This window comes from Halorhodospira sp. 9628 (assembly GCF_022228075.1).
Taxonomy (GTDB): domain Bacteria; phylum Pseudomonadota; class Gammaproteobacteria; order Nitrococcales; family Halorhodospiraceae; genus Halorhodospira; species Halorhodospira halophila_A.
Window position 1 is genome coordinate 76790 of the sequence record NZ_JAJNRF010000006.1, and the last position, 24348, is coordinate 101137.

Genomic DNA, 24348 nt, shown 5'->3' on the forward strand with positions numbered 1-24348 from the left:
CCGGCTCAGCGCCCCGGCGCCGGCGCCGGCTCCAGCCCTCCGCCGGGCAGCACCGTCCGGCGCAACCGCAGACTGTTGGTCACCACCAGCAGGCTCGAGAGGCTCATCGCCCCGGCGGCCATCATCGGCGAGAGGAGCACACCGAAGAACGGGTACAGCGCCCCCGCGGCCACCGGCATCAGGGTCACGTTGTAGACGAAAGCCCAAAACAGGTTCTGCCGGATGGTCCGGAAGGTCTGACGGGCCAGCCCCAGACCGCGCGCAACGCTGCGCGGATCGCCGGCCATGATCACCACGTCGCCGGCCTCGATGGCCACGTCGGTGCCCGTGCCCACGGCCACCCCCACGTCCGCCCGCGCCAGGGCCGGCGCGTCGTTGATGCCGTCACCGACGAAGGCCACGTGCCGCCCCTCGGCCTGTAGATCCCGGATCGCCGTCTCCTTGTCCGCTGGCAGCACCTCGGCGCGCACCTCGCGGATGCCCAGCTCGGCGGCCACCGCCTCGGCGGTGGCGCGGTCATCGCCGGTGAGCATCACCGTGCGCAGCCCCAGCCCCTGCAGGGCCGCCACAGCGTCCACCGCGCCATCTTTGATCGGGTCGGAGACCGCCACCAGACCGGCGACGCGACGGTCGACGGCGACGTACATCGGCGTCCGCCCACGCCGGGCCAGGGCGTCGGCCTCCGCCGCCTGATCCGGCTCGATGTCCGCGCCCAGCTGCTCCATATAGCGCCGCGCGCCGACGGCCACATCGGTGCCGGCGACCCGACCGCGGATACCGAAGCCGGCCACGGCCTCGACCTGCTCGGCGGCCGGTACCGCCAGCCCCCGCTCCTGCGCGGCCGCCACCACGGCCACACCCAACGGGTGCTCGCTGTGCGCCTCCACGGCAGCGGCCTGCGCCAGGACCTCGTCGTACTGCCAGTCGCCGCCGGGCACCAGCTCCGTCAGGGCGGGACGCCCCTCGGTCAGGGTCCCGGTCTTGTCCAGGACCACGGTGTCGACCCCCGCCGAGGCCTGGAAGGCAGCCCCCCGGCGGAAGAGGATGCCCTGCTCGGCCCCCCGCCCGGTGCCCACCATGATGGCCATGGGCGTGGCCAGACCCATGGCGCAGGGGCAGGCGATCAGCAGGACCGCCGCGGCCACGACCAGGGCGTGATCGATACCGAACCCCAGCATGGTCCACAGCACCACCGCGCCCAGTGCCAGGAAGATGGCCCCCCAGACGACCACCCCGGCCACCCGGTCCACCAGGGACTGGATGGGCGGCTTGGAGGCCTGGGCCCCCTCGACCATGCGCACGATCTGGCCAAGGACGGTGTCGCCCCCGACCCGGGTGGCCCGGAAGGCAAATGCGCCGCTGCCGTTGATGGTGCCACCGATGACCTCGTCCCCGGCGCCCCGGGCCGTCGGCACCGGCTCGCCGGTGACCATGGACTCGTCGACGTAACTCGAGCCCTCGATGACCTCGCCGTCCACCGGCACCCGTTCGCCGGGGCGCACCAGCACCCGCTCGCCGGGCTGCACCTCCTCCACCGGGACCTCGCGAACCGCGCCATCGCGCTCCACCCGGGCCGTCGGGGCCTGCAGGGCCATCAACCGCTGAATAGCCTGGGAGGCCCGCCCGCGGCTCTTGAGTTCGAGGTAGCGCCCGACGAGAACCAGCGTGATGATCACGCCGATCGCCTCGAAATAGACGCCGCGGGCCTCCTCGGGAAACAGCCCGGGGGCAACCAACACCGCGGTGGAGTAGCACCACGCCGCCGAGGTACCGAGCATCACCAGGGTATTCATCTCGGGGGCCAGCCGGCGCAGTGCGGGCAAGCCGTGGCTGAAGAAACGCCGCCCCGCCCAGGCCAACACCGGCGTGGCCAGCGCCCACTCGACCCACAGCCAGGCCCGATCCGGCGCCAGTGCCGCCATGGCATCCGCCAGGGCCGGCCAAAGCATCGGGCCCATGGCCACCAGGACCAGCGGGACGGTCAGTGCAGCGGCCAAAACCAGATCACGCCACAGACCGCTCAGCTCCCGATCGCGACCCGCAGCGGCGGCCTCGTCACTCTTCCGCGGCGAGGCCCGAAACCCACCCCGGGTCAGGGCCTCAGCGATCGTAGCGGGACTCACACGGGCCGGATCGTAGGCGATGCTGGCCCGTTCGGTGGCAAGGCTGACGGAGGCTTCGCTGACCCCCGGCAGACGCTGGGCAATGCGCTCCACCCGCGCCACGCACGAGGCGCAGGACATGCCCTCAACGCTCAGTTCAACGCGCGCCTCGGCCAATCAGCCTCCTCGCGCCCGAATATCGGGACGCTAATCGTCGGTCACCATACCGGTAAAGCCCAGCTCTTCCAGGCGCTGGGCGACCATCGCCGGATCGGGACGCCCTTCCACGGCGGCCTCGTCGTCCTCAGCGCTGACGCTGACCACCCGCTCGACCCCGGGCAGGCTCTCCAGAGCCTCGCGCACCGAGGCCTCGCAATGGGCACAACTCATGCCCTCAATCCGGATTCTGACCGTTTCCATGACTCGCTCCGTCTGCTTGGACCCGTTGCTCCAGCCTATCGACTTTCGCGTGCAACTCGCGCAGGTGGCGGAGCATCTCCTCGCGCTCGTCGTGCGCTTTCTGCTCCGTGGCCACCCGTTTCTCTTCCTCTTCTTCCCAGTGCAGGGACTGCATGCTATTGACGATGATACCGATGAAAAGGTTCAGAACGGTAAACGCTGAAACCAAGATGAAGGTCACGAAGTAGAACCAGGCCCCGGTGTGCTCCTCCATGACGGGCCGCGCGATGGCCTCCGACCAGCTTTCCAGCGTCATCACCTGGAACAGCGTGTACATGCTCGCGCCGATGCTGCCGAACCAGTCCGGGAAGGTGTCGCCGTAGAGTTCGGTACCCATCACGGCGAAGACGTAGTAAACCAGCCCGAGCAGCGCACCGATCCAGCCGATGCCCGGCAGCGCGCGCAGCAGCGATTCGACGATCACCCGCAGCCGCGATACCTGAGAGAGCAGGCGCAGCAGGCGCAGGATGCGCAGCGCGCGGAGCACCGTGTAGGCGCCGGCGTCGGGCACCAGAGAGATGGCCACGATACCGAAATCGAACAGGTTCCAGGGCCCGCGGAAGAAGCGCGGCCCCCAGGCGACGACCCGCAGCGTGATCTCCACGACGAAGAAGGCGAGGATGATCTCGTTGATCAGCGGGATGGCGCCGCGGCTCCAGGCCACCAGGTCGTCGGAGGTCTCCAGCCCCAGAGTGACACCGTTGATGCAGATCACGGCAATGACCGTGTTCTGGAAAAGCGGCGCCTCGACCAGCGCCTGCAGGCGCGCGTGCCATTTCCGGAGCGGGGAGCGCGCCCCCGGCTCGCGGCCACTTGAAAAAGCCAAACCCGCCTCCATCCTTACTGTTACGGACGGGGACGCCGCCCACCGGGCCCCGCTCCGAAGAACCCCCCAGTATAACCAGACAGGAGGTGATGCGTATGGCCATCATGCGTTACGACCCCTGGAGCACGCTGCGCGACCTGCAGAGCGACCTGGACCGGATCTTTGCACCGGGCTCGGCTCGCCCAGGCGCCATGGCGCAAGCCGGCGACGACAACGGCGAGACCGCCAGCAACTGGCTGCCGGCCGTGGATATCCACGAGGATGAGCAGAACTACGTGGTCCACGTGGACCTGCCCGGCGTCTCCCCCGAGGAGATCGAGGTAGCCATGGACAACGGCATGCTGACCATCAAGGGCCAGCGCGAGTCCGAGGAGAGGGAGAGCGGCGCCAACTGGAAGCGCATGGAGCGGGTCCGCGGCACCTTCTTCCGCCGCTTCACGCTGCCCGACAACGTGGACGCGGAAGGGATTCAGGCCCGCGCCCGCAACGGCGTCCTGGAGGTGACGGTCCCCAAGCGCCAGGAAGAGCCCGCCAAGCGCATCCAGGTCCAAGCCGACGACGGGTAACCTCCGGCGCGCCGACCACTCCACCGGCCGCGGCCCCGCCGCGGCTTTTTTCGTGCGGGACCGCGCCCATCGACGACGTCGGGCGGGGGTTCCCCGACGGCGTGGCGCATCGCATACTGCCAAGGATGAAGGATCGAAGCTGGACAACGGCGATCGGCCTCGGATCCCTGCTGCTCGCCGCCCTGATGGCGGGCGGCTGCACCGGCTACGGGCAACCACCCGCCGCGGAGCAGGCCGAGCCGCGGCCGGATTACAGCGATCCCCGCCAGTGGCCCGGCGGATATCAGATGGACCCGGACGCCGGCGACCGCCAGGCCCGGGAGGAGATGCGTGCGACGGGCACCGAGATGCGCAACCTGGGCCGCGACGCTGAACTCGAGGCCGGCTTCCACGAACTCCAGCAGGGCATCCGCCAAGAGCAGTCGGAGATCCTCGGCACCTTCCCGGAGATCTACGGCCGCGACGCCTGGCGGCGCTTCCCGCAGCGCTAGGCCCGGGGCGCTGCGAACCTTCTTAGGCGTCACGCCCGTGGGGGACCACCACCACCGGGCAGGTCGCGTGCTGAAGCACCTGGTGGCTCACCGAGCCGAGCAGCAGCCCGGCAAAGCCGCCGTGGCCCCGACTGCCCACCACGAACAGCTCGGCATCCTGCCCCGCCTGGTCGAGCAGCGTGCCGACGATCCCATGGCGCTCGGCGTGCACCACCTCCTTACGGATCTCGACGCCCTCGGGGAGCTCGCCGACCCCGTTGACCGCCCGATCGAGGATCGCCTGCGCTTCCGCCTCCAACTCCGAGGCGGCGGGGGCAACCAGAACGCCGAGATCGGAATCCAGGTAGCGCCGGTCGATGACGTAGACCGCGCGTACCGGGCACCGGCGCAGCGCCGCCTCATTGACGGCCCAGTTCAGGGCACGCTGCGCGCCTGTGGAGCCGTCCATGCCAACCACTATCGAACTCATAAGTCCCCCTTGGGTCGTGCAGGCTGTTTTTCGGCGTACCGTGTGAATTATAGTCCGTTAACCACCGGCACAGACTACGGGGAAAGGAAGGCGAAATGAATGCCATCTGGCTTGCGGTTGCCGTTGTCGCCCTCTACATCTTCGGTTGGCTCTGGTACTCGCGATTCCTGGCGGAGCGGATTTACCGCCTGGATCCGCGTTTCACCACCCCCGCCCACCGCTACCGGGACGGCGTCGACTTCGTCCCCACCAACAAGTGGGTGCTCTGGGGGCACCACTTCACCTCGGTCGCTGGCGCCGCGCCCATCGTCGGGCCGGCCATCGCCATGTACTGGGGCTGGGGACCAGCGCTGGCCTGGGTGGCCCTGGGGACCGTCTTCGCCGCCGGCGTGCACGACTTCGGCGCCCTGGTGCTGTCCAACCGCCACCGCGGTCAGTCGGTGGGCACCATGGCCAACCGCCTTATCGGCCGCCGCGCCAAGCTCCTGTTCCTGTTCATCATCCTGATCCTCATCCTGATGGTGAACGCGGTCTTCGCCTGGGTGATCGCCAACCTGTTCATCAGCAACCCGGCGGCCGTCCTGCCCGTGGTCCTGCAGGTGCCGGTGGCGATCTGGATCGGCTACATGGTCCTGCGCCGCGGCGGCAGCCTGCTGGTGCCGTCGCTGATCGCACTGGTGATCATGTACGGAACGGCGATCCTCACCACGCACTACGAGTTCCTGCAGCTCGACCTGGTGCGCTGGTTCGGCGGCGAGGGCGAGACCACAGCCCTGTTCGGGCTGGAGGCCACACCGGCGAGCTTCCTGGTGTGGATCCTGGTCCTGCTGGCCTACGTCTACTTCGCCAGCACCCTGCCGGTGTGGAAGCTCCTGCAGCCGCGGGACTACATCAACGCTCAGCAGCTGGTCGTCGGCCTGGGCATCCTCTACCTCGGCCTGTTCGTGATGCAGCCCGAGGTCACGGCCCCGGCCTACAACACCGAGGCGACCACCTCCTGGTTCCCGCTGCTGTTCATCACCATCGCCTGCGGCGCCATCTCCGGCTTCCACGGCCTGGTGGCCTCGGGGACGTCCTCGAAGCAGCTGGACAAGGAGACCGACGCCCGCACGGTGGGCTACCTGGGGGCGCTCGGCGAAGGCACCCTGGCGCTGATCACCATCATCGCCGTAGCCACGCTGTTCGCCAGCACCGCCGAGTTCACCGACAGCTACTCGAGCTTCGCCGCCGCCGGCCAGGCCGGTGTCGGCAACTTCGTCGAGGGGGCTTCGCAACTGGCCGGCGGCATCGGCATCCCCTCCGACGTGGCCGCCACCATCGTCGCCCTGATCATCGTCTGCTTCGCCGCCACCACGCTGGACTCGGCGGTGCGCCTGCTGCGCTATATCATCGGCGAGCTGGGCACCGAGTACCGCATCCCCAACCTCACCCGCCGCCACGTGGCCACCTCGCTGGCCGTGGGCCTGACCGCTTTCCTGGTGCTGGTCCCCGACGGCGGCGAGGGGCTCGGCTCCGGCGGCTATCTGCTCTGGCCGCTGTTCGGCACCTCCAACCAGCTGCTGGCCGGGATCACCCTGATGCTGATCTCGCTGTGGCTTTACCGGAAGGGCCGCAGCCCCATCCCGACGCTGATCCCGATGGTCTTCCTGCTGGCGATGACCATCTGGGCGATGACCGAGCAGGTGGTCCTCGAGTGGTCCGGCCTGCGCGAAGCCGACGCCGAGTGGCTGCTCTTCGGCCTGGGCGCGGTGATCCTCGGCTTCGCCATCTGGATCCTGCTCGAGGCGGTGCGGCTGTTCCGCAGCCGTGACGAACTCGAGGCGCTGCGGGACCCGGCCGACGAAGAGCCGGAGCGCGAGGGGCGGTCATGAGCGCCACGGACGGCTCCTGGTGGGAACGGCTTCAGCAGCTGCTGCGCGGCTACGATCAGTCGCTGCGCCTCGGCCACGACGCCGAGGTCAAGCGGGAGCTGCAGGACCAGGAGGACCTGATCCTGCTGATGCTCTTCGGGGAGGCCATGGGCCTCCCCAACCCGGCCTCCTACTACACCCTGGAGCTCTACCCGGCACTGATCGAGTCTTACCATGAGTGGCACCAGCGCATGGGGATGGATCACTCGCCGCTGGACCACATCCGGTGCTGCTGAACGACGAACCGCGGGAGGCCAAGCGGTGATCAGCGAACCGATCCTGTTCTTCTCCGGCAAGGGCGGCGTGGGCAAGACCACCACGGCAGCCGCCCATGCACTGGCCGCGGCGGACAGCGGGCAACGGGTCCTGCTGGTCTCCACCGACCCGGCCCACAACCTGGGCGACGCCTTCGGCCGCCCCCTCGGCGGGGAGCCCACCCGCGTGGCCGGGAACCTCGATGCCATCGAGATCGACCCGGATGCCGAGTGCGCCCGCTACATCGAGCAGGTCAAGCAGAACATCCGGGCCACGGTCCGCTCGACCATGATCGAGGAGGCGGAACGGCAGATCGACATGGCCGGCCGCGCCCCCGGGGCGTACGAGGCGGCCCTGTTCGACCGCATGGTGGGGATCCTGCTGGACGAGGCGCACCCGGGCGAGGCGCAGGGCTACGATCAGGTGGTCTTCGACACCGCACCCACGGGGCACACCATCCGGCTACTGACCCTGCCGGAGCTCATGGGCGCCTGGGTAGACGGCCTGCTGCGCCGGCGCACGGAGCACAACCGCGAGCGCTCGCAGTGGCTCGGCGATGGCGAGGTGCCCGAGGATCCGCTCTACGATCTACTCAGCGAGCGGCGCCGGCGGATCGCGGCGGTCCGCGATCTGATGCTGGATCCGGCCATGACGGCCTTCGTCTTCGTCCTCACCCCGGAACACCTGCCGGTGGAGGAGACGCGGCGCGCGCTGGCGGAACTCGACAGCCACCGCTTGCGGGTGGGGGCGCTGGTGATCAACAAGGTGCTGCCGGAGGAGGCCGACGGCACCTTCGTCGCCCGCCGCCGCGAGGCCGAGGCGGAGCACCTGGCGGCGATCGAGCAGCACTTTGCCGATCGGCGGCGCTACTACGTGCCGCTTCGCGCCGCCGACGTGCGCGACCTGGACGACCTCCGTGCCGTTGCCGGGCATCTGCGGGACTGACCCCGGCGCGGGGGAGGCCCCCTGGTCCGCCGGCGTCATTGAGCGCGCCGAGCAGCGCAGCCGGCGCGGGGGCCAGAGCGAACCTTTGCGGGTTCGCGCTGGTCAGCGAGGTTTTGTCCGAGCGGCGCGGCAGCGCCGCGAGTTAAGCGAGCGGCCCCGCGCCGGTGAGCAGCGCAGGGAACCCCGCAGGGGCGCGCTCGTTCGACGCCGGCGGACCCGGGGCATCCCCCGCGCCGGGGTCAACCCGCTGCGCCGAGATCGAGCACCGTGGCCCCGCTGGTCGCCCGGGCCTCCAGATCCGTGTGGGCCTGCGCCGCCTTCTCCAGCGGGTAGCGCCGCCCCACCCGGGGCTCGATCACGCCCTGGGTGAGCGCATCGAAATACGCCGAGGCGCCGGCCAGCAACTCGTGGCGATCGGCGATGTAGTGGAACAGCACCGGACGGGTCAGGAACAGCGACCCCTTCTGCGCCAGCAACCCCGGCTCAATCGCCGGCGGCGCCCCAGAGGCATTCCCGTAGCTGACCATCAGACCCAGCGGGCGCAGGCAGTCCAGCGACCCCTCAAAGGTGGCCGCCCCCACGGAGTCGTAGACCACGTCCACACCCCGGCCACCGGTGATCGCCTCGACCTTCTCGCGGAAGTCGTCCCGGGTGTAGACAATCGGATGGTGGCAGCCGTGCTCCGCAGCCACCTGCGCCTTCTCCTCATCGCCCACGGTGCCGATCACGGTGGCCCCGAGGGCGTCGGCCCACTGGCAGAGGATCTGCCCCACGCCGCCGGCGGCGGCATGGACCAGCAACGTGTGCCCACGGCGGACCGTGAACGTGCGGTGCAGCAGCAGCCAGGCGGTCAGGCCGCGCAGGGTGGTGCCGCCGGCCACCGCATCGTCGATCTCGTCGGGGACCGGAATCAGCCGTTCCGCCGGCAGGATGCGGGCCTCGGCGTAGGCCCCCGGCGGCGGCGCGGCGTAGGCCACGCGCTCGCCCACCTGCACCTCGCGGACCCCCTCGCCAACCGCCTCGACCACGCCGCTGGCCTCCACGCCGATGCCGTGCGGCAGTCGCGGCAGCGGATACAGCCCGCTGCGGTGGTAGCAGTCGATGAAGTTGACCCCGCAGGCAGTCTGGCGGAGCAGCACCTCGCCGGCGCCCGGGGCGGGCACCTCAACCTCTTCGACCTGCAACTGCTCGGGGCCACCCGTTTGCTGGATGCGGACGGCGCGGGCCATGGCGTCCTCCTGTTGGCCGGGGCGGGAGCCGCTCAGGCGTCGTCCCCCAACCCTCTGACATAGTCCCGGAAATCCGGGCCGAGCTCCGGGTGCTCGAGCCCGTAGGCCACGGTAGCCTGCAGGTAGCCGAACTTGCTGCCGCAGTCGTAGCGCTCGCCGGCGTACTCGTAAGCGTACACCGGCTCCTCGGCCATCAGCGAGACGATGGCGTCGGTCAGCTGGATCTCGCCGCGGTGATCGGGGCGGGTCCGATCCAGGTGGTGGAAGATGTTGCGCGAGAGGATATAGCGCCCGACCACCGCCAGGTTGGACGGCGCCTCGGCGGGGCTGGGCTTCTCGACCATGGCGCTGACGGCGGTGACACCGTCGCCGACGGTCTCGCCCTCGACGACGCCGTACTTGTCCGTCTCGGCCTGCGGGACGCGCTCGACGCCGAGCACCGAGCCGCCTCGCCAGGCCGCCACTCCGGCCATTTGGGCCAGGGCCGGGGCGTCGTCGCCGGCATTGATCAGATCGTCGGCGAGGATGACGCCGAACGGCTCGCGACGACCGACCGCCGGCCGGGCACAGGCCACGGCGTGACCGAGCCCCAGGGCTTCGCCCTGGCGGATGTAGATGCAGCTCACCCCCTTAGGCACAGTATCCTTGACCAGCTGGAGGAGCTTCTCCTTGCCCTTGGCCTCGAGCTCCCGCTCAAGCTCGGTGGCGGTGTCAAAGTGATCCTCGATGGCGCGCTTGGTGCGGCCGGTCACAAAGACGAGGTACTCGGCCCCGGCGGCCACCGCCTCCTCCACCGCGTACTGGATCAGCGGCTTGTCGACCACCGGCAGCATCTCCTTGGGACTGGCCTTGGTGGCCGGCAGGAAGCGGGTGCCGAGCCCGGCAACCGGGAAGACAACAGTTCGGATCGGGTAGTTGGCGCTCAAGATTCGACCTCCTGACGTTGTTCGGTCTTTCCCTGTCCGGCGGCCGGCCGGCCCCTGCGCTCCGGCCGGCGGCGCTACCGGATAAGGTACGGGCCGATCTCAGCCAACCCAAGCCCGCGCGTTGCGGAACATGCGCAGCCAGGGGCCGTCCTCGCCCCACTCGGGCGGATGCCAGGAGTACTGCACGCTCCGGAACACCCGCTCGGGGTGCGGCATCAGGATCGTCGCGCGGCCGTCGTCGCTGGTGAAACCGGTCATCCCCCCGGCCGAGCCGTTGGGATTGGCCGGATAGGCATTCGCCGGCCGGCCGTCGCCGTCGATGTAGCGCAGCACCGGCCGGGCCGCCGCCGCGTCGCCGGCGCTGAAGTCCACCCGACCCTCGCCGTGGGCCACCGCCAGCGGGAGGCGCGAGCCGGCCATGCCGCGCAGCAGCACCGAGGGCGAGTCCACCACCTCGACCAGGGCCAGACGCGCCTCGAACTGCTCCGAGCGGTTGCGCACGAAACGCGGCCAGGCCCCGGCGCCGGGGATGAGATCGCGCAGATGGGCGAGCATCTGGCAGCCGTTGCACACGCCCAGGGTGAAGGTATCCGGACGGTGGAAGAAGGCCTGGAAGGCCTCCCGGGCGCCGTCGTGGAAGCGGATGCTCTTGGCCCAGCCGCCCCCTGCACCGAGGACGTCGCCGAAGGAGAAGCCGCCGCAGGCGGCCAACCCGTGGTAGCCGGTCAGGTCGTCGCTGCCGCCGAGGATATCGCTCATGTGGACGTCTACGGCCTCGAACCCGGCGGCATGGAAGGCCGCAGCCATCTCCACGTGGCCATTGACGCCCTGCTCGCGGAGCACCGCCACGCGAGGCCGCGCTCCGCTGGCGATGTACGGGGCCGCCACATCCTCGGCCGGATCGAAAACCGCCTGCGTAGCGGTCAGGCCGGGATCGTCGCTGTCCGGGATGGCGTCGAAGGCCTCGGCGGCGCACTCGGGGTCGTCGCGCAGGGCCTGCATGCGGTAGCTGGTCTCGGCCCAGATCCGCTGCAGCTCCCGCCGGGGCCGATCCAGCAGCGCGCCCCCCGCGCCGTGGACCACCACTCGATCGTCCGCACGCGGCTGCCCCAGCCGGCGCACCCGGACGCCCTCCGGAGCATCGGCGGCGGCGGATTCCAGGGCATTGGCCTCGGCAGCGGTCAGCTGCAGGACCAGGCCGGGCTCCTCGCTGAAGGCGGCAGACAGGAGCCCGTCCGGGCCCTCGCCGGAAACGGCGTCCAGATCCACCTCGAAACCGCACCGCCCGGCGAAGGCCATCTCGCAGAGGGTGACCAGCAGGCCGCCGTCGGAGCGATCGTGACAGGCCAGGATGCGCCCCTCGGCGAGTAGGTCCTGTACGTGGTCGAAGGCCCAGCGCAGCGCCGCCGGGCTGTCCAGATCCGCCGGGCGTTCGCCGATGCGACGGTAGACCTGCGCCAGGGCGGAGCCGCCGAGACGATGCCGCTCGCCGCTGAGTTCCAGCGCCACCAGAACGGTGTCCGGCTGCGGCTGCAGCTGCGGCGTGACCGCCCGGCGCACGTCGGCAACCGGGGCGAAGGCAGAGACCACCAACGAGACCGGCGCCGTTACCGAGCGCTGCCCGCCGGCTTCCTCCCAGACCGTGCGCATGGACAGCGAATCCTTCCCCACCGGGATGGCCACCCCCAACTCCGGGCAGAGATCCCGACCCACGGCGGCCACCGTGTCATACAGCGCGGCGTCCTCGCCGTCGTGGCCGCAGGCAGCCATCCAGTTGGCGGAGAGGTTCACCGCAGCAAGCCGCCCCACCCCGGCAGTGGCCAGGTTGGTCAGGGCCTCGGCCACGGCCAGCCGACCGGAGGCCGGGGCGTCGAGGATGGCCACCGTGGGCCGCTCGCCCACCGCCATGGCCTCGCCGGCATAGCCGCGATAGTCCGAGACGGTGACCGCGCAATCGGCCACCGGCACCTGCCAAGGGCCGACCATCTGATCCCGCACCACCTGCCCAGTGACGGTCCGATCGCCGATGGTAATCAGGAACTCCTTGGACGCGACGGCGGGCAGCTGCAGCACCCGCTCCAGCGCCTCGACCACGGTCACCCCGCCCAGATCCAGCGGCGCTCCGGCCACAGCCCGGCGGCGGACATCGCGCAACATCTTGGGTGGTTTGCCCAGGAGCAGCTCCATGGGCAGGTCCACCGGCGTGTTGTCGAAGTAGCCGTCGCCGACGACCAGCTCGCGGGCATCGGTGGTCTCACCCACCACGGCGTAGGGGCAGCGCTCGCGGGCGCACAGCGCCTCGAACTCGGCCAGCCGCTCGGGGTCCACAGCCAGGACGTAGCGCTCCTGGGACTCGTTGCACCAGATCTCCAGCGGCGACATGCCCGGGTCGTCGATGGGGATCGTACGCAGCTCGACGCGCCCGCCGCGGTCGGCATCGTCGAGGATCTCGGGGATGGCGTTGGACAGGCCGCCGGCGCCCACGTCGTGGATGGAATGGATCGGATTGCCGTCGCCGCGGGCCGTGCAGGCGTCCAGCACCCCTTGCGCGCGCCGCTGCATCTCGGGGTTGTCGCGCTGCACCGAGGCGAGATCCAACGCCTCGTCGCCGCTGCCGCTGGCCACCGACGAGGCCGCCCCGCCGCCCAGCCCAATGAGCAGGGCCGGTCCGCCCAGCACCACCACCGGCGTCCCCGCAGGCAGATGGCGCTTATGGACGTGATCGTCGCGGATGTTGCCCATGCCGCCGGCGATCATGATCGGTTTGTGGTAGCCACGCACCTGCTCGCCGCCGCCGACCGCCGGCGCGGCGAGCTCCAGCGTGCGGAAGTAGCCGCTCAGCGCCGGCCGCCCGAACTCGTTGTTGTAGCCGGCTGCCCCCAGGGGGCCATCGAGCATGATCGCCAGCGGCGAGGCGATCCGCCGCGGCCGGGCTTCCGGGCCTTCCCACGGCTGCTGAAAGCCGGGGATGCGCAGATTGGACACCGAAAAGCCGGTCAGCCCCGCCTTGGTGCGACCACCGACGCCGGTGGCCGCCTCGTCACGGATCTCGCCGCCGGCACCGGTGGCGGCACCGGCGAACGGCTCGATCGCGGTCGGGTGGTTGTGGGTCTCGACCTTCATCACCAGGTGAGCCGGCTCAGGGTGTTCGCGGTAGCATCCGTCGGCCCCGGCGTGCAGGCGCCGGGCCTCGAAACCGGCGGCCACGGCGGCATTGTCGCTGTACGCCGAGAGCACGCCACCGGGGCTGGCCTCGTGGCTGCGGCGGATCATGGCGAACAGCGACCGCGGCTGCGCCTCACCGTCGATGACCCAGTCGGCGTTGAAGATCTTGTGCCGGCAGTGCTCCGAGTTCGCCTGGGCGAACATCATCAACTCGACGTCGGTGGGGTTGCGCCCCAGGCCGTCGTAGCTCTCGAGCAAGTAGTCGATCTCGTCCTCGGCCAGCGCCAGACCCAGCTCGGCATCCGCCCGGGTCAGCGCCTCGCGCCCGCCGCCAAGGACGTCGATCTCGGCCACCGGGCGCGGCTGGCTGTCCCGGAACAGCGCCTCGGCCTCCTCCGGGCCGTCGAGCACGGCATCGGTCAGCGGGTCGTGGATCGCCGCAACAACGGCCTGACGCCCAGCTCCGGTCAGGGGGCCGTCGCTGATGATGCGAAACAGTGTGCCACGCTCGATACGCTCGACATCGCTGAGCCCACAGTTGCGGGCGATGTCCGTAGCCTTGCTCGACCACGGCGAAACGGTGCCGGGGCGCGGCACCACCAGAAGCGTGGTCACCTCGCCGTCGGCACCGGCCGGCGCCGGGTAGTCGGCCCCGTAGTCGAGCAGCTGCAGCAGAACCTCGTGCTGCGCTTCGGAAAGGGGCCGTTCAGTGGCCACGAAGTGGCAGTGCATGGCGTCGACGGCGTGCACCGCCGCACAGGCGGTGCGCAGCTCGTCACGCAGCTTGTCGAGGCGGAAGGGGGAGAGGGCGCGTTTTCCGGGAATCTGCAACATGGTCAGTAGAGCTGGCGATCGAGCAGGGTCAGCAGCCGTTCGGCGACCGCTTGTGCGGCCGGCTCGCCGTCCTCGTCGAGGACCCTGGCCACCACCTGCCCGTCCTCACGGGCGATCTGGATACGGAAGCGCTGCGGCGCGGTGTCGATGCGCTCGGCCCCGCCGAACCAGCGCGCGAACAGGCCGGGCTGCTCGATCTCCTCGTCCGCCCGCGGCTCGTAGCGGATCAGGTAGTAGAGCTCGTCGCGCTGGCGCTCGAGCACGGTGAAATCCAGACGATTGAGCGCGGCGCCGGTACCGGTCCAGGCCTGATTGATCCCCATCCCCAAGGCGAGCCGCGGATCGCCGTCGACCTCGGTGAGCCGCGAGGGGATGGTGCGCTCGACGTCCACCGGCAGCTCCTCGTCGGCGTCCGGCTCCGCGGCCGGCGGCTCCGCTGCGGCGGGGTCCGGCTCACCGACCAGATCCGGCGGGATGACCAGGTGGTCGGGGTACTCGGCCTCGTCGCGGGTCAGCGGGTCGGTGGCACAGGCGCCAAGCAGCCCGGCGGCGAGCAGCGCCACCGGGAGCCAGCGCACGCCCCTGGCGGTCGCTCCCCTCACAGCAGACCGGCGTCGATCATCGCCTGCCGGACCCGCGCCTGACCGGCGTCGGTCAAGCGGGTCATGGGCAGCCGCATACCCGAGTCGGCCATGCCGAGCTGCTCCACCGCCCACTTGACCGGCACCGGGTTCGGCTCGCAGAACATCGCCTGGTGCAGCGGCGTCAACCGCTCGTTGATGGCCTCGGCGCTCTCCATGTCGCCACTCAGCGCGGCGGCGCAGAGCTCGCGCATCTGCCGCGGCGCCACGTTGGCGCTCACCGAGATGACCCCCTTGCCGCCGACGCGCATCATGCCCAGCGCGTTGAAGTCGTCACCGGCGAAGACATCCAGCCGATCGCCGCAGAGCCGGATCACCTCCTCGGCGCGCTCGACCGTACCCTGCGCCTCCTTGAGGCCGACCACGTTGGGCAGATCGGCCAGGCGGGCGACGGTCTCGGGGAGCATGTCGCAGCCGGTGCGCCCGGGCACGTTGTAGAGGATCTGCGGGATCGGCACCGCCTCGGCGATGGCCGTGAAGTGCTGGACCAGCCCCTCCTGGGTGGGCTTGTTGTAGTAGGGCACCACCAGCAGCGCCGCGTCACAGCCGGCTTCCATCGCGCTGCGGGTCAGCTCGATGGCCTCCCAGGTCGAGTTGGCGCCGGTGCCACCGATGACCGGGATCCGGCCCGCAGCGGCCTCCACCGTGGCGCGGATGACGTCCCGGTGCTCTTCGTAATCGAGGGTGGCCGACTCGCCGGTGGTGCCGACGGCCACGATGGCGTCGCTGCCCTGCTCGACGTGGAATTCGACGAGCTGCTTGAGCGCCTTCTCGTCCACGGCGTCCCGAATTCCATCCTGCGCCTTCATCGGGGTGACCATCGCCACCATGCTGCCGCGGAACATCACCACCTCCGTCATCGGTCTCGAGTCAGATCGGCAAGGGACTCATGGTACTAAGCGGGGTGCGCGGCGCCAAGCAAGGATGACGCCGGGCGGCGCGCCCCATCCAGGCCAAGTTCCGTGCTAGACTGCCGCCGCACACCCAAGCAGGGCGAGCAGTGCGATGCACAACCTGATGGTCATCACCGCCCTCGGGCACGACCGCCCGGGCATCGTGCGCGAGTTGGCCGGCGCGGTTACCGAAACCGGCTGCAACATCGCCGACAGCCGCATGAGCGTGCTCGGCGGCGAGTTCGCCATGATCCTCATGGTTTCCGGGCGCTGGAACGAGTTGGCCAAGCTCGAGACGAGCCTGCCCCACTCGGCGCGGCGTATGGGCCTGGAGATCCATATCCAGCGCACCGAGCCGGCTAGCACCGGTGAGCAGCTGCTGCCTTACTCGGTGGAGGTCGTCGCCCTCGATCACCCGGGGATCGTCGCCGAGCTCGCCAACTTCTTCGCCACGCGCGAGATCAACATCCGCGACATGAACACCGCCAGCTACGCGGCGGCGCACACGGGCACTCCGATGTTCTCGGTCTACCTGACCGTGGACGTCCCGGCCGGCGTACACATCGCCAGCCTGCGCGACGAGTTCATGGACTTCTGCGACCAGTTCAATCTGGACGCCATCATGGAGCCGGCCAAGTAGCCGTCGCCCCGGAACAAGCAACCCCGGCACGGGGATGAAACCGCCATGAACCAGCCGCTCGCCGAACGCATCTACGTGCTCGACACGTCGGTCCTGGTGCACGACCCGACCGCACTGTTCCACTTCGAGGAGCACGACGTCTGCCTGCCCTCGGCGGTGCTCGAGGAACTCGACGCCGCCAAAGAGGGGCTCTCCGAGGTGGCGCGCAACGCCCGCCAGGTCAGCCGCTTCCTCGACGACCTGCTCGCCGGCCACACCCCCGGCTCTCTGCACGACGGCGTCGCCCTGGGCAGCGGCGCCCCGGGCGAGCCGTCCGGGCGGCTGTTCTTCGAGACCGAGGGCCACGGCCGCGGCGACTCGGCCATCCTCGCCGCCGCCGGACGTTTGCGCGAGGGCCGGGCGCAGACCCCGGTCCTAGTCTCCAAGGACATCAACCTGCGCATCCGCGCCCAGGTGGCCGGCATCGCCGCCGAGGACTACGAGAGCGACCGGGTCATCGACGACGTCGATCTGCTGCCGACGGGCGTCGAGGCCATCCCGGCGGACGTGTGGCAACGGGCCCGCGCCCACGAGCGCGGCTACCGGGTACCGGTGCCCGAGGACACCGTGTGGCGGGTCAACCAGTGCCTCTACGCCGAGGACGGCTTCGAGGGTGTGGTGCGCGGCTTCGAGGACCGGCACGCCGTGCTCGCGCCGGTGGCCGATTTCCGCGAACGCAACGCGGTCTGGGGTGTCCGGGCCCGCAACCGCGAGCAGAACTTTGCCCTGCACCTGCTCATGGACCCGGAGATCGACCTGGTCTCGCTGCTAGGCGCCGCCGGCACCGGCAAAACCCTGCTCACCCTGGCCGCCGGACTGGCGCAGACCATGGACCAGGGCCGCTACCGCGAGGTGATCGCCACCCGGGCCACCGTGGCCATCGGCGAGGAGATCGGCTACCTCCCGGGCACCGAAGAGGAGAAGATGACCCCCTGGATGGGGGCGCTGATGGACAACCTGGAGGTGCTCAGCGCGCCGGACAGCGGGCTTGGCGGCGACTGGGCGCGGGCGGCCACCGCCGACCTGCTCCACTCCCGGGTGCGCATCCGCTCGATGAGCTTCATGCGCGGGCGGACCTTCCTGGAGAAGTTCGTCATCCTCGACGAGGCGCAGAACCTCACCGCCAAACAGATGAAAACCCTGATCACCCGGGCCGGCCCGGGCACCAAGGTGATCTGCCTCGGCAACATCGGCCAGATCGACACCCCCTACCTGACCGAGAGCACCTCGGGGCTGACCTACGTGGTCGACCGCCTCAAGGACTGGCCCCACAGCGGCCACGTGACCCTGCGTCGGGGCGAGCGCTCGCGGCTGGCCGATTACGCCTCGGACGTCCTCTGACCCGCCGCGGCCACGGGGAACCCGCCCGGCTCAGGGCACCAGCTCCTCCTCAACCCCCGCGGACTCTTCATCCGGCGGTTTGCGCCGTCGCACCCAGGCCTTGATGATCGCCTGGATGAAGGTGGCCAGCGGGATGGCGAAGAAGATCCCCCAGAACCCCCAGATCCCGCCGAAGACCAGGATGGAGACGATGATCGCCACCGGGTGGAGGTTGACCACCTCGGAGAAGAGCAGCGGCACCAGCACATTGCCGTCGAGGACCTGAATGATCGTGTAGGCCACCAGGACGTAGACCAACTCCTGACTGACCCCGAAGTGGAAGTAGGCGATCAGCGCCACCGGCACGGTCATCACGAAGGCGCCGATATAAGGGATGATCACCGACAACCCGGTGGCCACCGCCAACAGCATGGCGAACGGCAGACCGAGGACCGAGAACGTGATGTAGGTCACCGCCCAAACGATCACGATCTCGATGAACTTGCCGCGGACGTAGTTGCCGATCTGCTGATCGACGTCGAGCCAGACCTCCGAGGCGAAGGCGCGGTGGCGCGGCATATGGTTGCTGACCCACTGCAGCAATAGCCGCTTGTCCTTGAGCAGGAAGAAGACCAGGAAGGGGACCAGCACGGCATAGATGACCAGGGTGCCGAGGATCATCAGCGACTGCACGGTCACCGAGGCCACCACCCGCTGCCCCAGATCGGTGATCTCGCGCCGGGCGGTATCCAGCATCTCGCGGATCTGAGCCTCGGAGAAGAGCTGCGGGTAGTGTTCGGGCAGCTGCAGGAGCAGCATCTGCCCTTGGGCGAGGATCGCCGGCAACTGATCGACCAGCTGCCCCACCTGGCGGTAGAGCAGCGGGATCAGCGCGAATAGCACCAGGATCAGGAAGGTGGTGAGGAAGAGGATCACGATCACCACCGCCAGCATCCGGGGCACCCCAAAGCGCTCGAACGCCCGCACCACGCCCTCGAGCAGATAGGCGATGACCACGGCGGCGATCACCGGCGCAAGGATGCTGCCAAGCATCAGCAGCGCCCCTAGGCCGACCACCATGAGGATGATGAAGGCAGCGATCTGAGGATCGTTGAATGTGCGGCGCAGCCAGCTACGTATCAGCTCCAAGGGCGCATCTCCTTCGCGGATCGCGCATTGATGATAACGTAGCGGGATCATCCTTGCGCCCGCGGGAACTCGCATCCGCGGCGACCGGTCTCATCATATAACCATGCTCGATCGCCTCCTCCGAACGGCCTCGGCCCTGCTGCTGGCTGCGCTACTGCTCACCGCCCCGGCCCTGCAGCCGGCCCAGGCGGACGGCGTCCAGCTGCCGCAGCTCGGCGTACCCGGCGCCGAAGCCCTGCCCGTACACAAGGAACGCGAACTCGGCACCGAAATCATGCGCCAGGTCCGGCAGCACCTGCCGCTGCACGAGGACCCGGAGACCAACGAGTACCTGCAGAACCTCGGGCAGCGCCTGGCGGCGCACAGCAACGAGCCGGGGTTCGGCTACAGCTTCTTCCTGGTCGAGGACGACCAGATCAACGCCTTCGCCCTGCCCGGTGGGTTCATCGGGCTGCATACCGGGCTGATCCGCGAAACCCGCACCGAGAGCGAACTCGCCGGCGTGCTCGCCCACGAGATCGCCCACGTCACACAGCGCCACATCGCCCGGCAGTACGCCCAGTCGCAGCAGCTCAATCTGCAGACCGCCGCCGCGGTCCTGGCCGCCATTCTGGTCGGCTCGCAGAACCCTCAGGCAGGCAGCGCCGCCGCCATGGCCGGCATCGCCGCCCCCATCCAGCAGCAGCTGAGCCACTCCCGCGCCCACGAGCAGGAGGCCGACCGGGTCGGCCTGCACAATCTGGTCGCGGCGGGTCTCGACCCGCACGGCATGCCCGGATTCTTCGAGCGTCTGGCCGAGGCCTCCCGCTTCGCCGAGGATCCGCCGGAGTATCTCAGCACTCACCCGCTGACCGAGCGGCGCCTCAACGAGGCGCAGCGCCTGGCCGAACGCCTCGAGGGTGGCGCCATCTATGAGAGCGGCCACCACGCCTTCATCCGCGCCCGGCAGCAGGTCTTCACCCACGAGGACCGCAGCACCAGCGCGGTGGCGTTCATGCAGGACCAGCTGCGGCGCAGTGCCGACAACCCGACCGCGCGGGCCGCCGCCCTCTACGGCCTGGCCCTGGCACTCTCCCGCGAGTCGGGCCAGCACGCCCAGGCCCTGGCACTGCTCGACAGCCTCAGCGCCATTGAGGGCGAGCGGCTCTACGTGCTCCTCGGCCGCGCCGAGATCCTGCGCGCCGCCGGCGACACCGAGCAGGCGCTGGCCACCTACCGTGAGGCCCGCTCCCTCTACCCGGGCAGCTGGGCCACCACCTACCGCCTGGCCGAGACCCTGCTGGCGACCGACGACGCCGAACAGGCCCGCCGGGTGCTGGCCCGCGCCGCCCGCGGGTCCGGCGGATCGCCGCAGCTGCTCCGCCTGCTCGCCGACGCCGCCCACGCCTCCGGGCGCGAGGCCGAGGGCTACATCGCCCTGGCCGAGCACTATCGCGCCCGCGGCGAGCAGAACCTGGCCGTGGCTCAACTGAACAACGCCATTCGCCACGCCGGCGAGGATCGCTACCAGCGCGCCCGCGCCGAGGCGCTCAAGGAACGCTGGACGCAGCGCAGCGCGGACTAGCCAGTGGTTCCGCGGACTTAGTAGACTGCCGCGGCACCCTGGGAGCGCGCTAATGGCGTCCGGCGAAGCCTTCGACAGCGACTGGATCCTACGCATGAACGATGCCACGCCCGTCGGCGTGCTTTGGCGCGCGCTGGAGGCCGACGGTGGCACGCCGGGGCCGGCCTGCGCGGCCGCCTTCGGCAGCCTGCGCGCCCAGCTCGACACCACCCTGGCCGGCCTGAACACCGTGCCCGGCGCGGCCAGAACAGGCGACCCCCCCGAAGACGAACACCCCAATTGGCTGGCGCCGTGGCTGCAGACCCTCGCCCGGCTCGGCCCCTGGCAGCACGGCCTCGAGCGCACCCAGGGACTGCAGATCGCCCTGGACCGCTACCTGCACGCCCACGCCCAGTGCGCCCGGATCCTGCTCGAATCGGCCCGCACTGGGCTCGATACCCTGGAGCAGCACCTGCAGACAGCCGCACAGGACCCACAGCAGTCGCTGCCGGAGAGCTACCGGGCGCTTTACGAGTGGTGGCTGACCGACAGCGAGGCCTGCTACGAGCAGACCCTGGCCTCACAGCAGTGGGCCTCGGCCTTCGGCCGGCTGACCAACGCCACCACCGAGCTCGTCGGCCGCTACCAAGAGCAGCTCGACGCCGGGCTGCGCACCCTGGACCTGCCCAACCGGGATGACTTCCTCGATACCCAGCGCCGCCTGGTCGAGCTCGAGCGCGGCCAGCGCCGCACAGCGCAGGGCGACGAGCTGGCCGCCCTGCGCGAAGAGGTGGCACGCCTGCGCGAAGAGGTGAAGGCCCTGCGGGCCGAACGCACAGCAGGGCGACGGGAGCAGTGATGGCCGAGAGCCCACCCGGCAGCGGCCTGACCGACTGGCAGCGCCGCCTGATCGAGACCCTCGAGCAGGGGGCCGAGCTACCCGTGGACACCCGGGGCGCAACCCCCTTCACCCTCCACGCCGAACCGGGGCCGGGCATGCACCTGCGCCGCTACGCCCCGGCGCGCAGCACCGGCCAGCGGCCGGTGCTCATCGTCTACTCGCTGGTCAACCGCCCCTTCATCCTCGACCTCACCGAGCGCCGCTCGCTCATCGCCGCCCTGACCCGGGCCGGCCACCCGGTCTACCTCCTCGACTGGGGCTACCCGAAGGGCGCCGACCGCTTCCTGGGCCTGGCGGACTACATCGACGAGTTCCTTGCCGCGGCGGCCGCAGAGGTGGCCACCAGCGAGGGCGCCTCCCCCGACCTGCTCGGCGTCTGCCAGGGCGGCGTCTTCGCGCTGTGTCTGGCCGCGCTGCAGCCGCACCGCGTCCACCGGCTGGTGAACCTGGTGACCCCGGTGGACTTCCACACCCCCGGGGACAACCTCAGCCGCATGGCTCAGGAGGTCGACTTCGACCAGGCGACACAAACCCTCGGCAACATCTCGGCGGAGTGGCTCAACGGCGTGTTTGTCGCCCTCAAGCCCTACCGCCTGCTCGCCCAGCGCTACATGGACCTGCCCGAGCTGGCCGGCCACCCGGAGGCCCTCCACGACTTCCTGCGCCTGGAGCGCTGGATGTACGACAGCCCCGACCAGGCGGCCACCGCCTTCGCCGAATTCGGCCGCGAGTGCTACCAGCGCAACGGGCTGCTGCGTGGCACGCTGACCCTTAACGGCCGGCCGGTGCACCTGGGCAACATCGAGCACCCGACCCTCAATGTCTACGCCGAACAGGACCACCTGGTCCCGGCCGATGCCGCGCGCGCCTTGCGGGACCACATCGGCTCAACGGACTACGGCGAACTGGCCTTTCCCGGAGGGCACCTGGGCGTGTTCATCAGCCGCCGAGCCCACGCCGAACTCCTGCCACGGATCGTGGCCTGGCTGGCGGAGTAGACGCCGATGATGCAGCGCCGCATCGAGAATGCTTGCAGCCGACGCCCGGCGTCACCACAATCTCCAGCCCATACCGGGTGCGGTTGAGCCGGGGCTGCGCCCAAAAAAAACCCCCTCAGAGAGGGGGCAAGGAGTTGGCGACAATTGTCTCCGGGGAGGAGACGCCGCCAGGAGGAGACCGGCTAACAAAACTTTGGCTCCCTCAGGAGCCTCACCGCAGGCCCGCTTGGCGCCTGGCCGCCGGAGTCCGGCGCGCCGGGTGGGCCGCGGCATTGTTGCTACGCAACATGATAGCCCCGTCACATTGGGCTGTCAAATACTGCCCGCCCCTGAGCAATCGCTGATCACCGAGGCGGGCCAAACCGGCTCAGAAGCTGCAGAACTGACCACCGTTGACCGGCACATTGGCGCCGGTGATGTAGCCCGACTCGTCCGCTACCAGGAAGCCGATCACCCGCGCGATCTCACCGGGCTCGGCCATGCGGCCCGCCGGGATCTGCGAAACGATCTGCTCGCGCACGTTATCCGGGATCGCCGCCGTCATGCTCGTCGCCACGTACCCGGGTGAGACGGTGTTCACCGAGACACCCTTACGTGCGTTCTCCTTGGCCAGCGCCATGGTGAAGCCGTGCATGCCGGCCTTGGCCGCGGAGTAGTTCGCCTGACCGAACTGCCCGGTCTGACCGTTCACCGAGGCGACATTGACGATGCGCCCGAAGCCGCGATCCCGCATGCCGTTGAGGAACTGGCGCGTGACGTTGAACACGCTGTCCAGGTTGATGTCGATGACATCCTGCCAGTCCTGGTGCTCCATCTTGTGGCAAAAGGCGTCACGGGTGATGCCGGCGAGATTGACCAGCACCTCCACCTCGCCGTAGGCCTGCTTCATCTGTTCGGCCATGCGCTGGCAGGACTCGTAATCCGCCACGTTGCACTCAACGTAGCCGACCTCGTAGCCCTCCTCGCGCAGCTGCGCCTGCCAATCCTCAACGCGCTCCGCCTTGGCGTCCACGCAGGTGGTGACCACGCGATATCCCTGCGCGGCGAGTTCGCGACAGACAGCGGTGCCGATGCCACCGTTGCCTCCGGTTACCAGGGCCAAACGACCTGCCATATCGGTATTCCTCGCTTTTCTGCATTGGACTTGCACGCAGCGGGCGCACGGCCGGATGCCGCGCTGCACCACTTTTGTGCATCGCAGCATATGCTGCGCCTAAGAAGCTTATGCTGCGCCGCAGCGAGTGTCAACGCGGGCCGGCAAGCCCGGCCAACGACGGCGCAGGGCGGAATCTGGAGGGGTTACGGGAGACCTGCGAAATCACCCGGCACAGCGCACCCTGGAAAGCCGGAAAGCCTTGGCGGGGTCAGTTATTCGCTTTACTGATCCTGGCGGTGGCGACCGGGGCCCCGGTTGGAGGCGGGCGGATCCTCGAACCCGCCGCTGCCTTCCTCGTCACGGCTGCCTTCCTCGTCGCGGCTGCTGTCCATCCCGCTCATCTGGCGCCACAGGGCCAGGTTACGCTCGGCGAACTGGGTCATGATGTTCATGGGGTTATGGTCCATGAACTCGCGGGTACGCTGCTGGAAGACGCGCTGCTGATCCGCCCAGAGCTCCAGGCTCTTCTCCAGATAGCTGGTGAGCATGTTCTGCATGTTGCCGCCGTAGGCCCGGATCAACTGGGCCAGCAGCTGGCTGGAGAAGATCGGCTCGCCCTCCTCCTCCTCCTCGCTGATGATCTGGAGCAGGATGCTGCGGGTAATGTCCTCACGCGTCTTGGCGTCGACGACCTGGAAGTCGACACTCTCGAGCACCAGGCGCTTGACGTCGGCCAGGGTGATATAGCTCGAGATCGCCGTATCGTAGAGGCGGCGGTTGGGGTACTTCTTGATGATCCGGGTATCTGACATTCAGGGCCTCCGGCGCGGGCAACCGAACCCTATGCTGCGGTGCGTAGAGTGTCAAGCGAGTTGCTAACATGGGGGAGAACTTTCACGCGGCGCTGGCCCGACCCCCCAGGCTGGCCCCACCGAACCGCAACCGAGGTTT

Annotated in this window: 22 protein-coding genes; 10 read left to right on the forward strand and 12 right to left on the reverse strand. The window is 69.6% G+C overall.

Annotation, left to right across the window (positions count from 1 at the left end; all coding sequences use genetic code 11):
* Positions 1 to 5: 5 nt before the first annotated feature.
* Genes LRG10_RS07855 through LRG10_RS07865 form a run of 3 tightly spaced genes read right to left on the reverse strand, consistent with a single transcriptional unit; the run spans position 6 to position 3387 of the window.
* Positions 6 to 2279 (reverse strand): cation-translocating P-type ATPase, encoded by a 2274-nt coding sequence (locus LRG10_RS07855; RefSeq protein ID WP_238635082.1) that lies wholly within the window; start codon positions 2277 to 2279, stop codon positions 6 to 8.
* Positions 2280 to 2309: 30 nt separating this feature from the next.
* Positions 2310 to 2522 carry a heavy-metal-associated domain-containing protein gene (locus tag LRG10_RS07860; protein WP_011814972.1) on the reverse strand — a complete coding sequence of 71 codons (213 nt, stop codon included), beginning with the start codon at positions 2520 to 2522 and terminating at the stop codon, positions 2310 to 2312.
* Positions 2497 to 3387 (reverse strand): ion transporter, encoded by an 891-nt coding sequence (locus tag LRG10_RS07865; RefSeq protein ID WP_238633495.1) that lies wholly within the window; start codon positions 3385 to 3387, stop codon positions 2497 to 2499. The genes LRG10_RS07860 and LRG10_RS07865 overlap by 26 nt, the downstream gene beginning before the upstream one ends.
* Positions 3388 to 3482: 95 nt before the next feature.
* Here LRG10_RS07865 and LRG10_RS07870 point away from each other — a divergent pair, with 95 nt between their 5' ends.
* Together LRG10_RS07870 and LRG10_RS07875 are read left to right on the forward strand one after the other, a co-directional pair.
* Positions 3483 to 3953: an Hsp20/alpha crystallin family protein gene (locus LRG10_RS07870; protein WP_201172908.1), complete on the forward strand. Its 471-nt coding sequence runs from the start codon at positions 3483 to 3485 to the stop codon at positions 3951 to 3953.
* Positions 3954 to 4078: 125 nt separating this feature from the next.
* A complete protein-coding gene (locus tag LRG10_RS07875; protein ID WP_201242319.1) occupies positions 4079 to 4444 on the forward strand; it encodes a hypothetical protein in 366 nt (121 codons plus the stop codon).
* Between the two features lie 22 nt (positions 4445 to 4466).
* Here LRG10_RS07875 and LRG10_RS07880 read toward each other — a convergent pair whose 3' ends face one another.
* The gene (locus tag LRG10_RS07880; protein ID WP_201172912.1) at positions 4467 to 4913 is read right to left on the reverse strand and encodes a universal stress protein; all 447 of its coding nucleotides are present in this window, start codon (positions 4911 to 4913) and stop codon (positions 4467 to 4469) included.
* A 95-nt stretch (positions 4914 to 5008) separates the two neighbouring features.
* Between LRG10_RS07880 and LRG10_RS07885 the strand changes: the two genes are divergently transcribed.
* The 3 genes from LRG10_RS07885 to LRG10_RS07895 are packed head-to-tail and all read left to right on the forward strand — an operon-like array spanning position 5009 to position 8023.
* Positions 5009 to 6784: a carbon starvation protein A gene (locus LRG10_RS07885; RefSeq protein ID WP_238635083.1), complete on the forward strand. Its 1776-nt coding sequence runs from the start codon at positions 5009 to 5011 to the stop codon at positions 6782 to 6784.
* A complete protein-coding gene (locus LRG10_RS07890) occupies positions 6781 to 7059 on the forward strand; it encodes a cory-CC-star protein (protein ID WP_201172916.1) in 279 nt (92 codons plus the stop codon). The genes LRG10_RS07885 and LRG10_RS07890 overlap by 4 nt, the downstream gene beginning before the upstream one ends.
* A gap of 25 nt (positions 7060 to 7084) precedes the next feature.
* On the forward strand, positions 7085 to 8023 hold the full coding sequence (locus tag LRG10_RS07895; RefSeq protein WP_238633491.1) for an ArsA family ATPase: 939 nt from the start codon (positions 7085 to 7087) through the stop codon (positions 8021 to 8023).
* 239 nt (positions 8024 to 8262) lie between these two features.
* Here LRG10_RS07895 and LRG10_RS07900 read toward each other — a convergent pair whose 3' ends face one another.
* From LRG10_RS07900 to dapA, 5 genes are all read right to left on the reverse strand, one after another.
* Complete coding sequence (locus LRG10_RS07900) at positions 8263 to 9252, reverse strand: quinone oxidoreductase (RefSeq protein ID WP_238635084.1); 990 nt, start codon at positions 9250 to 9252, stop codon at positions 8263 to 8265.
* Positions 9253 to 9284: 32 nt separating this feature from the next.
* On the reverse strand, positions 9285 to 10178 hold the full coding sequence (gene galU / locus LRG10_RS07905) for a UTP--glucose-1-phosphate uridylyltransferase GalU (RefSeq protein ID WP_201172918.1): 894 nt from the start codon (positions 10176 to 10178) through the stop codon (positions 9285 to 9287).
* A gap of 99 nt (positions 10179 to 10277) precedes the next feature.
* The gene (gene purL / locus LRG10_RS07910) at positions 10278 to 14177 is read right to left on the reverse strand and encodes a phosphoribosylformylglycinamidine synthase (RefSeq protein ID WP_238635085.1); all 3900 of its coding nucleotides are present in this window, start codon (positions 14175 to 14177) and stop codon (positions 10278 to 10280) included.
* Between the two features lie 2 nt (positions 14178 to 14179).
* Complete coding sequence (bamC, locus tag LRG10_RS07915; RefSeq protein ID WP_201172920.1) at positions 14180 to 14755, reverse strand: outer membrane protein assembly factor BamC; 576 nt, start codon at positions 14753 to 14755, stop codon at positions 14180 to 14182.
* Between the two features lie 20 nt (positions 14756 to 14775).
* Positions 14776 to 15663, reverse strand: a complete 888-nt coding sequence (gene dapA / locus LRG10_RS07920) for a 4-hydroxy-tetrahydrodipicolinate synthase (protein ID WP_201172922.1) — start codon at positions 15661 to 15663, stop codon at positions 14776 to 14778.
* Between the two features lie 160 nt (positions 15664 to 15823).
* Between dapA and LRG10_RS07925 the strand changes: the two genes are divergently transcribed.
* Positions 15824 to 16351: a glycine cleavage system protein R gene (locus tag LRG10_RS07925; RefSeq protein ID WP_201172925.1), complete on the forward strand. Its 528-nt coding sequence runs from the start codon at positions 15824 to 15826 to the stop codon at positions 16349 to 16351.
* 45 nt (positions 16352 to 16396) lie between these two features.
* A complete protein-coding gene (locus LRG10_RS07930; RefSeq protein WP_201172927.1) occupies positions 16397 to 17731 on the forward strand; it encodes a PhoH family protein in 1335 nt (444 codons plus the stop codon).
* A 30-nt stretch (positions 17732 to 17761) separates the two neighbouring features.
* Here the strand turns inward: LRG10_RS07930 and LRG10_RS07935 are convergent, their stop codons facing one another.
* Positions 17762 to 18859, reverse strand: coding sequence for an AI-2E family transporter (locus LRG10_RS07935; RefSeq protein WP_201172930.1), 1098 nt, complete (start codon positions 18857 to 18859; stop codon positions 17762 to 17764).
* 103 nt (positions 18860 to 18962) lie between these two features.
* Here LRG10_RS07935 and LRG10_RS07940 point away from each other — a divergent pair, with 103 nt between their 5' ends.
* From LRG10_RS07940 to LRG10_RS07950, 3 genes are read left to right on the forward strand one after another with little or no spacing between them, the layout of a single operon-like run.
* Positions 18963 to 20423 (forward strand): M48 family metalloprotease, encoded by a 1461-nt coding sequence (locus LRG10_RS07940; protein WP_201172936.1) that lies wholly within the window; start codon positions 18963 to 18965, stop codon positions 20421 to 20423.
* Between the two features lie 52 nt (positions 20424 to 20475).
* Positions 20476 to 21261 carry a poly(R)-hydroxyalkanoic acid synthase subunit PhaE gene (locus LRG10_RS07945; protein WP_238635086.1) on the forward strand — a complete coding sequence of 262 codons (786 nt, stop codon included), beginning with the start codon at positions 20476 to 20478 and terminating at the stop codon, positions 21259 to 21261.
* The gene (locus tag LRG10_RS07950) at positions 21261 to 22301 is read left to right on the forward strand and encodes an alpha/beta fold hydrolase (protein ID WP_238634036.1); all 1041 of its coding nucleotides are present in this window, start codon (positions 21261 to 21263) and stop codon (positions 22299 to 22301) included. Before LRG10_RS07945 ends, LRG10_RS07950 begins: the two co-directional genes overlap by 1 nt.
* Before the next feature lie 367 nt (positions 22302 to 22668).
* Here the strand turns inward: LRG10_RS07950 and phbB are convergent, their stop codons facing one another.
* Complete coding sequence (phbB, locus tag LRG10_RS07955) at positions 22669 to 23415, reverse strand: acetoacetyl-CoA reductase (protein ID WP_201172951.1); 747 nt, start codon at positions 23413 to 23415, stop codon at positions 22669 to 22671.
* A gap of 263 nt (positions 23416 to 23678) precedes the next feature.
* A complete protein-coding gene (gene phaR / locus LRG10_RS07960; RefSeq protein ID WP_201172965.1) occupies positions 23679 to 24209 on the reverse strand; it encodes a polyhydroxyalkanoate synthesis repressor PhaR in 531 nt (176 codons plus the stop codon).
* Positions 24210 to 24348: the final 139 nt, after the last annotated feature.

Coding starts and splice junctions, on each gene's coding strand:
- LRG10_RS07860 (WP_011814972.1), bottom strand. CDS start 2,522: ATGGAAACGGTCAGAATCCGGATTGAGGGCATGAGTTGTGCCCATTGC.
- LRG10_RS07870 (WP_201172908.1), top strand. CDS start 3,483: ATGGCCATCATGCGTTACGACCCCTGGAGCACGCTGCGCGACCTGCAG.
- LRG10_RS07875 (WP_201242319.1), top strand. CDS start 4,079: ATGAAGGATCGAAGCTGGACAACGGCGATCGGCCTCGGATCCCTGCTG.
- LRG10_RS07880 (WP_201172912.1), bottom strand. CDS start 4,913: ATGAGTTCGATAGTGGTTGGCATGGACGGCTCCACAGGCGCGCAGCGT.
- LRG10_RS07885 (WP_238635083.1), top strand. CDS start 5,009: ATGAATGCCATCTGGCTTGCGGTTGCCGTTGTCGCCCTCTACATCTTC.
- LRG10_RS07890 (WP_201172916.1), top strand. CDS start 6,781: ATGAGCGCCACGGACGGCTCCTGGTGGGAACGGCTTCAGCAGCTGCTG.
- LRG10_RS07900 (WP_238635084.1), bottom strand. CDS start 9,252: ATGGCCCGCGCCGTCCGCATCCAGCAAACGGGTGGCCCCGAGCAGTTG.
- purL (WP_238635085.1), bottom strand. CDS start 14,177: ATGTTGCAGATTCCCGGAAAACGCGCCCTCTCCCCCTTCCGCCTCGAC.
- dapA (WP_201172922.1), bottom strand. CDS start 15,663: ATGTTCCGCGGCAGCATGGTGGCGATGGTCACCCCGATGAAGGCGCAG.
- LRG10_RS07925 (WP_201172925.1), top strand. CDS start 15,824: ATGCACAACCTGATGGTCATCACCGCCCTCGGGCACGACCGCCCGGGC.
- LRG10_RS07930 (WP_201172927.1), top strand. CDS start 16,397: ATGAACCAGCCGCTCGCCGAACGCATCTACGTGCTCGACACGTCGGTC.
- LRG10_RS07940 (WP_201172936.1), top strand. CDS start 18,963: ATGCTCGATCGCCTCCTCCGAACGGCCTCGGCCCTGCTGCTGGCTGCG.
- LRG10_RS07945 (WP_238635086.1), top strand. CDS start 20,476: ATGGCGTCCGGCGAAGCCTTCGACAGCGACTGGATCCTACGCATGAAC.
- LRG10_RS07950 (WP_238634036.1), top strand. CDS start 21,261: ATGGCCGAGAGCCCACCCGGCAGCGGCCTGACCGACTGGCAGCGCCGC.
- phbB (WP_201172951.1), bottom strand. CDS start 23,415: ATGGCAGGTCGTTTGGCCCTGGTAACCGGAGGCAACGGTGGCATCGGC.
- phaR (WP_201172965.1), bottom strand. CDS start 24,209: ATGTCAGATACCCGGATCATCAAGAAGTACCCCAACCGCCGCCTCTAC.